Raw genomic sequence first — 10,031 nt, 5'->3', positions numbered from 1 at the left:
TGCCCGGTAACCCGCGCAAAGCGGTCTATCGCGTTCGTATGCGCGTTCTGCTATTTGCGCACCTTAAGTAAGCTCCTTTCACGTGACTGTCCCTACCTCCGACGCTGATCGCCGCCTACGACTGCTTGCCGACGCCACTGCAACGCTCGGCACGTTGTCCGACGTGTTGAACCCGCTCGGTGAGCGTTTTGCTGCGGCCGGTCACGAGCTGTTCCTGGTGGGTGGCAGTGTTCGCGACGCGATCCTCGGCCGCTTCAGTGGCGATCTGGACTTCACGACGGACGCCAGGCCGGAGAAGGTTCAGGCTCTGCTCAAGGGCTGGGTGGACAAGCAGTGGGACACGGGCATCGAGTTCGGGACCATCAGCGCCATCAAGCACGGCCAGGAGATCGAGATCACGACCTTCCGGGCCGACGCTTACGATCGCGTCTCTCGTAATCCGATAGTCGAGTACGGCACGACGTTGGCCGACGATCTGGTGCGCCGCGATTTCACCGTCAACGCGATGGCGATGAAGATCGGCGCGGACGGTTCCTACACGTTTGTCGATCCGCTGAACGGCATGGACGCCCTGTTGGCCGGAGAGCTAGATACGCCGTCGGCGCCGGAAAACTCGTTCAACGACGATCCGCTGCGGATGCTGCGCGCAGCCCGGTTCGTCTCGCAGCTTGGTTTCACGTTGAACAATCGCGTTTTCGAGGCCATCAAGGAGATGGCGTCGCAGATCGAGCGGATCACCGCCGAGCGTGTGCAGGTCGAGCTGAACAAACTGATGCTCGGCATGTACCCGGTGGACGGCATCAACATGATGGTCGACTCCGGACTGGCCGCATACGTGCTGCCCGAGGTTCCGCAGATGAAGCTCGAGATCGACGAGCATCACCAGCACAAGGACGTCTACCAGCACTCCCTCACGGTGCTGCAGCAGGCGATCGATCTCGAAGAAGGCGATCCGGACCTCGTATTGCGTTGGGCAGCACTGCTTCACGACATCGGAAAGCCGGATACCAAGCGTAACGAGCCGGGCGGCGGTGTCAGCTTCCACCACCACGAGGTGGTCGGCGCCAAGCTGGTGCGCAAGCGCATGCGGGCACTGAAGTTCTCGAAGCAGATGGTCGACGACGTCTCACAGCTCGTGTTCCTGCACTTGCGTTTTCACGGCTACGGCAAGGGACAGTGGACCGACTCGGCGGTGCGGCGGTACGTTACCGACGCGGGCGAGCTGCTCCCCCGCTTGCACAAGCTCGTGCGGGCCGACTGCACCACACGCAACAAGCGTCGCGCCGCGCAGCTGCAGGCCACGTACGACGACATCGAAGAGCGGATCGCGCGCATCGCCGAGCAGGAAGACCTTGCTCGGGTGCGTCCGGACCTCGACGGCAACGCCATCATGGAGCTGCTCAACATCCCGGCCGGCCCGCAGGTGGGCAAGGCATGGACGTTCCTCAAGGAACTACGTCTGGATCGCGGCCCGCTCGAGCGTGACGAGGCCGAGGCCGAACTGCTGAAGTGGTGGGCTACCCAGCAGGGCTAGTTTCTCGTTTCTTGCGGTTGATCAGCACCGCTGACAATCCGGCGGCATAGACACCCGCACCGGCAACGGCCAGGCCGACGCTCTTGCCGTCGGGTGCGATCACCGTCGACGCTGCCGCGATCGCACCGATGAACGCGACGTTGAACACGGTGTCCTGCAGGGCGAATACCTGACCACGACGGTCGTCGTCGATGTCGATCTGCATGGCCGCGTCGCCGCTGAGTTTCACGGACTGGCCGGCGATGCCGAGCAGGAAAGCGGCAATCAGCAGCGACCCCTGAGTCAGCGTGGTCACGAAGACGAGCTGGACGAGAACCGCGCACACCAGGGCGTAGGTGATCGTCCGTGAGCGACCGATCCGCGGGATGAGGAACGGTGTGATCAATGCCGCGATCAGCATTCCGATTGCCGTGGCGCCGACGGCGACACCGAATCCGGCCATCCCTCCGGGTAGTTGGGAGCCGTTCGAGGTGTCGCGTAGGACCAGCACCATGATGAGGGTGTTGATGCCGAAGCAGATGCGGTGCGCTCCGATTCCGATCATCGCCGTGGTGACGCCGGGCGCCTCCCAGACAGCGGTTGCCCCGGTGCGCAGTCCGGCCGTCACCGAACGGACGGCACTGGCGCGGACCACTTCGTCGGCGACCGGACCAAGTGAGCGGGCCGTGAACCTGGCCGCGGCGAGGGCCGCGATCACCGATCCCAGTGCTGCGATGGCCACGGCGGCGCCTGACGCTCGATCCCCCGCGCCGATCATGCCGATGATCGCCACCGCTGCCGAAGCACCCAGGGCCGCTATCACCGAACCAGCGGTTGTAAGAACGGAATTGGTTGCCACCAGCCACGATTGCCGGACGACCTTCGGCAGGGCTGCGGATACGCCTGCCCCGACAAAGCGACTGACTCCGATTGCAGCAAGCGCACAGGTCAACAACAGAGTGTCACCGCCGCCGGCGACCAGCAGCACCGCAGTGGTCAGGATGAAGAGCCCGCGGAGCACGCTCGCCCACAGGAGCACCAGGCGGCGGTCCCAACGATCCAGCAGAGCGCCGGCAAAGGGGCCGATCACCGAATAAGGAAGGAGCAGTACGGCAAAGCCGGCCGCTATCGCCACCGGATCGGTTTCGCGTTCCGGGTTAAAGAGGATTGCGCCGCCGAGCGCGGCCTGGAACATTCCGTCGCCGAATTGGCTGGAAAAGCGGACGAGCGCCAGCCTTCCGAGGCCGGGTGATTCACGCAGGGTGTGCAGTACGCGCTGCCAGGCCTCGCGGCGGTTCGAGGCTCGGTTCATAAGCGGAAACTGTAGTGGGTGGGTCAGGCGCCGATCTTGACGGTGGCCCGCTCGAGGATCGGCGCGACGTCCACGCCCCTCGGCAGCGTTCCGAACACACTCCCCCAGCTGTTTCCGAGCCGACTCGCGCAGAACGCGTCGGCCACCGCGGGGTGCCCGTAGCGGAGCAACAGCGAGGCCTGCAGTGCGAGCGCCATGTCGCCGACGATCTTTCGTGCCCGGTATTCGATGTCGTCGAAATCGCCGAAAGCCGCCTGGAGATCTCGCACGGCCTGATCGAAGTGGCCGTCCACTCCACTGGCTCGTTTCAGCTCGTCGAAGAACACCTGCAGTGTTTCGGGTTGCTTGGCCATCGCCCGCAGTGTGTCGAGCGCCGCGACGTTGCCGGAACCCTCCCACACCGAAAGCAGCGGAGCCTCGCGATAGAGGCGCGGCATCCGGGATTCCTCCACGTATCCGTTTCCGCCCAGACACTCGAGTGCCTCGGCAGCGTGGATCGGTCCGCGCTTGCAGACGAAATACTTACTCACGGCCAACGAAATGCGTCGTAGTGCGCTGGCGTGGGCATCGCCTGCGGTTGCGCGGTCGGTCAGAGCGGCCAGCCACATCGCGACGGTGGTCGACGCTTCCGATTCCACCGCCAGATCTGCCAGAACGTTTCGCATCAAGGGTTGGTCGATCAGGTTGGCGCCGAAAGCACTTCGATGCGTCGCGTGGTGAACTGCCTGTATGGTGCCGACGCGCATGCCGGTGGCCGTGCCGATCGTGCAGTCCAACCGGGTCATGTTGACCATCTCGATGATGGTGCGCACGCCCCGGCCTTCTTCGCCGACCATCCACGCGAGAGCGTCGAGGTACTCGACCTCACTGCTCGCGTTGGAATGATTTCCCAACTTGTCCTTCAGACGCTGCAGGTACATGTTGTTGAGCGAGCCGTCCGGCAGGACCCGAGGAAGGAAGAAGCACGACAGACCGCCCGGCGCCTGAGCGAGGACGAGGAACACGTCCGACATCGGTGCGGAGGTGAACCACTTGTGGCCTGTCAGGAGATAGCTACCGTCGGATTGTGGCACTGCCCTTGTGGTTCCGGCACGAACATCCGAACCGCCCTGTTTTTCCGTCATCGACATACCGGCGATCAATCCGGGTTTGGTGAGGGGAGCTTTCAGCGCCGAATCGTAGTGCCGCGTGGTCAGGAGGGGTTCGTACTGCGCGGCCAGATCCGCGTTGTGCCGCAGCGCGGGGATCACGGCGTACGTCATGGAGATGGGACAGCCGTGACCGGCGTCGGTTTGACCCCACACGGCCATCTTCGCGGCGCGGACGAGGTGTGCGTGTGGATTCGGGTCAACCCACGGAGCGCCGTGCAGTCCCAATTCCACTGCGGTGCTCATGAGTTGGTGATAGGCGGGGTCGTAGCGGACCTCGTCGATACGGTTGCCGTAGCGGTCGTGGGTTCTCAGGACAGGTGGGTGCTCCTCGGCCAGATCGCCCCACTCCTGGGCCTGCGCGCTTCCGGCGCGGATTCCAACCTGATGAACCTCCTCGAGTGCGTCCGAAGCTCCTTCACGTTGCAGTGCCTCGAGAAGCGGCGCGTATTCGGCTGCGTCGTAATCGATCAGGGGCGGAACCTGATTGGTGACTTCATGCGTGGGTGTCATCGAAGCTCCCTAACGATCGAAGGGTGAAGGCGAGAATGGCGTCGATCGCAGCGGGATCGGTGGTGCCGCCGCGCAGTGGAAGGATCAGGGCCTCGCCGATTGCCCCGACGATGCACGCTGCCGTCAGAGTGGCGTCCTGTGGCGGTATCTCACCGGTGTCGACTGCCGAACGAATTGCGGTGGCCAGGCAATCGCGGAACGATTCGCGAAACATGAGACGCTGTTCGTCGACGAGTGGGTCCACCGGTTCCACCAGCAGGGCATAGGCGAGAACCGGTGCGCGCATGGCACGTTCGGCGAAGGTCCGAACAGACGCTGATACCGCGGAGCGGTGGTTGCCTTCCAGACTTCGGGCATTGTCTCCGGCGTCCCGAGCTGCGGATACCTCACGGCTGCAGACTGATTGGAACACTTCGGCGAACAATTCGCCCTTGCCGTCGAAATGTCGATACAGCGTCCCGGTGCCGACGCCGGCGTTCTTGGCCACCGCGGCGATGGAACATCCCGCATAGCCGTGGGTTGCCACTGCCGTCGTGGCGGCCTCGAGCAGCCGGGCGCGTTGTGCGTCCAATCTTTCCTGTACTGCCGGAGTGCGGCGATAGGCCATGTGAAGAAGTGAACACCCGTTCCGTTCTTGCGTCAAGAGCCCCCACCTGCAGGTTCAGGCAGCAGCGGCGCGAGACTGTTCCTCGCGCCACCACGCGACGGTCTCTTCGGCGGCCTGATCGAGCGGCGTCGGCGAGAGTCCGAGCAGCACTTCGCTGGCACTCGAGTCCATGACGAACGGCTTGGTGAACTGGTAGTTCATCTCAGCGAGTTCGCGGCTGTCGGTGTTGATCTTGCCGGCGGCGTCGAGCACCCAGGCGGGGAGTACACCCACCTTGGCGGGGGATGCCCCGGCGGCGCGGGCGAAGGCCTCGGCGATCTTGCGCTGAGTGAGCGCGGGGCCGGTGGGTGCGTGGAGGACGGAGTTCCAAAGTTCGGGGTTGTGTGCCGCCGCGATCATCGCTGCTGCGAGATCGGGGATGTAGGTGAAGGAGTGCGGCTGATCTGCGGAACCGATGACACGAATCTTCTTACCTGCCATGACTTTCGGAACCATGCGCTCGCCCGCGTGGGCGGTGCGGACGCGGGGACCGAAGAAGTCCGAGGCCACGACGCTGACGGTGGGTGTTGCAGAGGCCTCGCGAGCACGCAGCAGCGCGGTGCGCACTCCGCGCTTGCCACCGGTGGCGTTGCGTGGATCGGATTCGGTCATCAGGGTGTCGGAGTTGTAGGCGTAGAGGCTTTCGGGGAAGACCACGACGGCACCGATGGATGCGGCCGCGTCGAGCACAACCTTCTCGGCCGCCGGGAGTTCCCGCTCCCAATCGGCTGCGTTGTAAGCAGCGTGGATGCAGTGGTAGATGGCCGTGGCGCCCTCGCTGACCGAGCGCAGGGCCTCGGAATCCGAGACGTCGACGCGTCGGCGGTCGATCAGCGGGTGCTCGGGCCCGCTGCCGGACCTGGTCAGGAGCCGGACGTTGATTCCCTGCTCGGCGAGCTGTAGTGCGACGGCGGATCCGACGGGTCCTGCTCCGGTGACGATTTCGAGGTTCGACATGGTGTGCTCCTTCTCGTTTCGAGTGAATTGAGAGCACTGCTCTCGTTTTCAAGAATGCACCTGCACCCGAGCGCTGTCAAGAGCAGTGCTCTCTTTTGTTGATGCTGCTCTCGGGAATGGGGCAAGATGGACTCATGGTTGGAACTCCCCGTGAGCGGGCGCGCGAACAGACGCTGCAGGACATCACCCGTATCGGACGCGAGCATCTTGCTGCCGTCGGCGCTGCCGCTTTGTCTCTGCGGGCCGTCGCGCGTGACCTGGGAGTCGTGTCCTCAGCGGTATACCGCTATGTCGCCAGTCGGGACGAACTGCTGACCTTGCTGGTGGTCGACGGGTACACGGAACTGGGCGCGGAAGTGGACGCCGCCGTGAATGCCGTTGCAGCAGAGGATTTTCGCGGACAGTTCATTGCTCTCGGGCGCGCCGTTCGCAGCTGGGCGATCCGGGAGCCGGCCCGCTACGGTCTGTTGTTCGGCAGCCCCGTCCCCGGCTACGACGCTCCGGGCGAGCAGACCACCGGCCCCGGCACCCTCGTCGTGACCCGGCTGATCGGGATCATCGACGCCGCCCATCGCGCGGGTTCACTGACGGTGCGAGAGGGTCCGGGCCTGAGTGACACGTTGGCAGCGGACCTCGAGGGAGTGCGGATTGAACTGGGTACCGACCTGCCGCCGGATGCCGCGGTGCGCGCAACTCTCGTCTGGGTATCGCTGTTCGGTTCGGTGAACTTCGAGGTGTTCGGGCAGTACGGAAGCGATACGTTCACCGACGCGAGCGAGATTTTCGAGCGGCATTTGGCACTACTTGCCGATGTGGCGGGTCTGACCTGAACACGCTTGTGTCTCGTTCCTCCGCACGCAGTTGTCGGTGAGATGATGTCCTTGTGGCGCACGCAGAAGAACCCGAGGATCGAATGGCCTGGATAGAACCGGAGGTTCGTCCGGGCAGTTTGTTGGTGTCGTCGACCGATCTCACGGAACCCGCATTTCGCCGCACCGTCATCTACATGATCGAGCACAACGACGCCGGGAGCCTGGGCGTCGTCGTCAATCGGCCGAGTGAGACGGCCGTGCAGAACGTGTTGCCGCAGTGGTCACCGCTGACCGCGCATCCTTCGGCCCTGTACATCGGTGGACCAGTCAAGCGTGACTCGGCGCTTTGCCTGGGCATCGCTCGCAACGGTGCGCGGATCGACGGCGTCGCCGGCCTGCGGCGGGTGGACGGCAAGGTAGTCATGGTGGATCTGGACTCGGACCCGGAGGTCATTGCTCCTTTGGTCGAAGGGATCCGCATTTTTGCCGGGTACTCGGGTTGGACTCTGGGCCAGCTGGATTCGGAGCTCGAGCGTGAAGACTGGATGGTGATCAGCTCGCTGCCGTCGGATGTGCTGACGCCGCCCCGAGTCGATGTCTGGGCACGGGTGCTACGACGCCAGCCGCTACCCGTGGCGATGCTGGCCAGCCACCCCATCGAGGTGGAACGAAACTGACTTGTCGGAGGTCGATGATATTCCTGTGTCATCGTTTTCGAGAGAGGTGGCAGTAATGCTCGCTGAGCGTCAGATCCAGTGCGCGGATTGTGTTTCGGATGTCGATCACTGCCACGATTCTTTGCTGCGGCATGCCGACGGATCACTCGAATGCACCGGCGCGAACTGCCTCGACTTGGCATCGGTCCGCCATGCGCTGTCCATCGATTGTGCTGAACTGCAGGGCGGTTGCGGCTGCGTCGACGCGACCCGAGGCGAGTTGCTCGCTAGCTGACGCTGACCGGATCCCGATTCGCGAAGCGTTGCGCCATCGCAGCACAGACGATCAGTTGGATCTGATGGAAGATCATCAGCGGCAACACGATCAGGCCGACGGGCTGGCCCGCGAACAGTACAGCCGCCATCGGTAGGCCCGTTGCCAAGGACTTCTTCGACCCGCAGAAGATGATGACGATCTGATCGGGAAGATCGAACCCGAGCTTGCGCCCCGCGAGAGTGGTCACGCCGAGAACCAGCGCGAGAATCAGGCAGCACACGATTGTGAGGATCACGATCTGCCAGATCGTGATGGTGCTCCAGATCCCCTCTTTCATGCTTTCGCTGAAGGCGGCGAAGACAACGAGGAGGATCGATCCGCGATCGACGTACTTGGTGGGTTCGGCGTACTTCTGCAGCCATCCGATCACCAGCGGGCGGATCAGCTGACCGACGATGAACGGGATCAGCAACTGCACGACGATGTCGAGGATCGACGAGAAGTCGACCGTCGCCTGGCCGGTGGTGTTCATCAGCAGAACCACCAGCAGCGGTGTGACGAAGACGCCGATCAGGTTGGAGAACGACGCACTGACGATCGCGCCCGCGACGTTCCCCTTGGCGATCGAGGTGAACGCGATCGAAGACTGAACCGTCGACGGAACCAGGCACATGTAGAGGATGCCGGTGTAGAGCTCGTCGCTGATCAGCGTCGGTGACAGGAATCGCAGTGCTAGGCCGATCAGTGGGAACAGCACGAACGTCGCGGCGAGGACGACGGTGTGCAGTCGCCAGTGCTTGACGCCCTTCCAGGCTTCCTGCGGCGAGAGCCGTGCGCCGTAGAGCAGGAACAAGAAGCCGATGGCGATCTTGGTGGCCCAGTTCAGAATGCTCTCCGCGGTACCCGATACCGGGAACACACTTCCGAGCACGCCGGCGATGATGATGCCGAGGATGAACCCGTCGATGTAGAACCTACTGAGAAACTTCACCTGGCTAAGGATAACGGCGAGCTTCAGCGGGCTCTCGAGCCCCACGAAGGTTGAAGCCCATCACCGCCAGGCACAGCAGCGTCCCGATGATCGACAGCTCGATGATGGCCGTCTGCATTCCCTGGAGGGTGATGGCGATACCCGCGATGATCGACGGGATCGCCAGTCCCGCGTAGCTGACGGTGAAGAACGCGGCCAGAACTCCGCCGTGGCTCTCGCGGGCGTGGGTCCGGGCGGCGGCGTTGACGCGCTTCATGCCGCCGGCAAACGCCAGACCGTGCCCGGCGCCGACCACGACGGTGATGGCGCCCAGCAGTGCCAGGCTCGGGACGAGGTCGACCACGAGGAGGCCGATCATTCCCAGAGCGAGGATTCCCAGACCGACGGTGACGGACGTGCGCGGGTCCATGCGGCTTCCGCCGAGTTGCGCGACCACCGAGCAGATCATCACCAGTGCAGCTGCCCCGCCGCCGAGCAGAAGGTTGTCGATGTTCAGCAGGCTGGTCATCCACGACGGGACCACCGACTGGAAGAGCCCGACCGCGCCCCACGACAGCGCGACGGCGAGCGAGCTGAGCCAGAAAGTCTCGCGAACAGTGGCGGGAACATGTGGCATTTGGAAGAACCGCTTCGGGCGTGTGACGTCCCCGATCCGCGGAAGTAGCAGCAACACGATCAGTGCCGGGATGAACGCGACGAGGAAGATCAGATACGGCAACCGCAGCGGTTGTGGAAGGTACTGGGCGATTGCACCGGACACGAGTGGTCCGAGCGCACCGCCCAACGCGCCCGTCACCGTCGATACGAGCGCTGCTCGTCGGTGATCGAACTTCGGTTCCTGCTCCACCAATGCGGCGCTGCCCGCCGCACTGGCCGCGCCCACCGCGATTCCCTGGGCAATCCGGCCGACGAACAACCACACCGTCGCGTCGGCAAATGCCAGAACGAGCGTGCCGACGACGCTCAGAGCGAGTGCAGTAAGGAGCACGGTGCGTCGGCCGAGGGCGTCGGACAGCGGTCCGAAGAACAGCAATGCCGGAACGAGGCCGGCGACGTAGACGCCGTAGATCAGCGTCTGGATGGTGGGCGTGAATCCGAACTCGGTCCGGTACAGCCCGTAGACGGAGGTGGGCATGTTCGCGCCCAAGAGGATCACGGTGAGGACGTAGCCCACGCCGTAGAAGTGTCGATTGGTGCGGCGTGTGC

At 64.0% G+C, this 10,031-nt stretch carries 10 protein-coding genes; 4 read left to right on the top strand and 6 right to left on the bottom strand.

Annotated features, from left to right (window positions below; all coding sequences use genetic code 11):
* Positions 1-82 precede the first annotated feature (82 nt).
* On the top strand, positions 83-1,534 hold the full coding sequence (locus tag EHW12_RS29825; protein WP_003942535.1) for a CCA tRNA nucleotidyltransferase: 1,452 nt from the start codon (positions 83-85) through the stop codon (positions 1,532-1,534).
* Here the strand turns inward: EHW12_RS29825 and EHW12_RS29820 are convergent.
* Genes EHW12_RS29820 through EHW12_RS29805 form a run of 4 tightly spaced genes read right to left on the bottom strand, consistent with a single transcriptional unit; the run spans position 1,518 to position 6,089 of the window.
* Positions 1,518-2,825 carry an MFS transporter gene (locus EHW12_RS29820; protein WP_075835067.1) on the bottom strand — a complete coding sequence of 436 codons (1,308 nt, stop codon included), beginning with the start codon at positions 2,823-2,825 and terminating at the stop codon, positions 1,518-1,520. The genes EHW12_RS29825 and EHW12_RS29820 overlap by 17 nt on opposite strands.
* A 23-nt stretch (positions 2,826-2,848) precedes the next feature.
* Positions 2,849-4,486: an acyl-CoA dehydrogenase family protein gene (locus EHW12_RS29815; RefSeq protein WP_125052483.1), complete on the bottom strand. Its 1,638-nt coding sequence runs from the start codon at positions 4,484-4,486 to the stop codon at positions 2,849-2,851.
* Positions 4,470-5,093: a TetR/AcrR family transcriptional regulator gene (locus EHW12_RS29810; RefSeq protein ID WP_125052481.1), complete on the bottom strand. Its 624-nt coding sequence runs from the start codon at positions 5,091-5,093 to the stop codon at positions 4,470-4,472. Before EHW12_RS29810 ends, EHW12_RS29815 begins: the two co-directional genes overlap by 17 nt.
* Positions 5,094-5,147: 54 nt before the next feature.
* Positions 5,148-6,089 (bottom strand): NAD-dependent epimerase/dehydratase family protein, encoded by a 942-nt coding sequence (locus EHW12_RS29805; protein WP_125052479.1) that lies wholly within the window; start codon positions 6,087-6,089, stop codon positions 5,148-5,150.
* A gap of 134 nt (positions 6,090-6,223) precedes the next feature.
* Between EHW12_RS29805 and EHW12_RS29800 the strand changes: the two genes are divergently transcribed.
* The 3 genes from EHW12_RS29800 to EHW12_RS29790 are packed head-to-tail and all read left to right on the top strand — an operon-like array spanning position 6,224 to position 7,852.
* Entirely contained in the window at positions 6,224-6,919 is a 696-nt protein-coding gene (locus EHW12_RS29800; protein WP_039973071.1) for a TetR/AcrR family transcriptional regulator, read from the top strand.
* A 53-nt stretch (positions 6,920-6,972) separates the two neighbouring features.
* A complete protein-coding gene (locus tag EHW12_RS29795; RefSeq protein WP_003942572.1) occupies positions 6,973-7,578 on the top strand; it encodes a YqgE/AlgH family protein in 606 nt (201 codons plus the stop codon).
* 55 nt (positions 7,579-7,633) lie between these two features.
* A complete protein-coding gene (locus tag EHW12_RS29790; RefSeq protein ID WP_007729106.1) occupies positions 7,634-7,852 on the top strand; it encodes a hypothetical protein in 219 nt (72 codons plus the stop codon).
* Here the strand turns inward: EHW12_RS29790 and EHW12_RS29785 are convergent.
* Positions 7,845-8,825 (bottom strand): bile acid:sodium symporter family protein, encoded by a 981-nt coding sequence (locus EHW12_RS29785; RefSeq protein ID WP_003942582.1) that lies wholly within the window; start codon positions 8,823-8,825, stop codon positions 7,845-7,847. The genes EHW12_RS29790 and EHW12_RS29785 overlap by 8 nt on opposite strands.
* Before the next feature lie 4 nt (positions 8,826-8,829).
* A complete protein-coding gene (locus tag EHW12_RS29780) occupies positions 8,830-9,999 on the bottom strand; it encodes an MFS transporter (protein ID WP_125052477.1) in 1,170 nt (389 codons plus the stop codon).
* Positions 10,000-10,031 lie beyond the last annotated feature (32 nt).

This window comes from Rhodococcus sp. NJ-530 (assembly GCF_003860625.1).
Taxonomy (GTDB): Bacteria; Actinomycetota; Actinomycetes; order Mycobacteriales; family Mycobacteriaceae; genus Rhodococcus_F; species Rhodococcus_F qingshengii.
This window is presented reverse-complemented; position numbering and strand designations above follow the sequence as displayed.

Excerpts from the sequence above, each read along its gene's own strand:
- EHW12_RS29820 (WP_075835067.1), bottom strand. The coding sequence starts at position 2,825 with ATGAACCGAGCCTCGAACCGCCGCGAGGCCTGGCAGCGCGTACTGCAC.
- EHW12_RS29815 (WP_125052483.1), bottom strand. The coding sequence starts at position 4,486 with ATGACACCCACGCATGAAGTCACCAATCAGGTTCCGCCCCTGATCGAT.
- EHW12_RS29810 (WP_125052481.1), bottom strand. The coding sequence starts at position 5,093 with ATGGCCTATCGCCGCACTCCGGCAGTACAGGAAAGATTGGACGCACAA.
- EHW12_RS29805 (WP_125052479.1), bottom strand. The coding sequence starts at position 6,089 with ATGTCGAACCTCGAAATCGTCACCGGAGCAGGACCCGTCGGATCCGCC.
- EHW12_RS29800 (WP_039973071.1), top strand. The coding sequence starts at position 6,224 with ATGGTTGGAACTCCCCGTGAGCGGGCGCGCGAACAGACGCTGCAGGAC.
- EHW12_RS29790 (WP_007729106.1), top strand. The coding sequence starts at position 7,634 with ATGCTCGCTGAGCGTCAGATCCAGTGCGCGGATTGTGTTTCGGATGTC.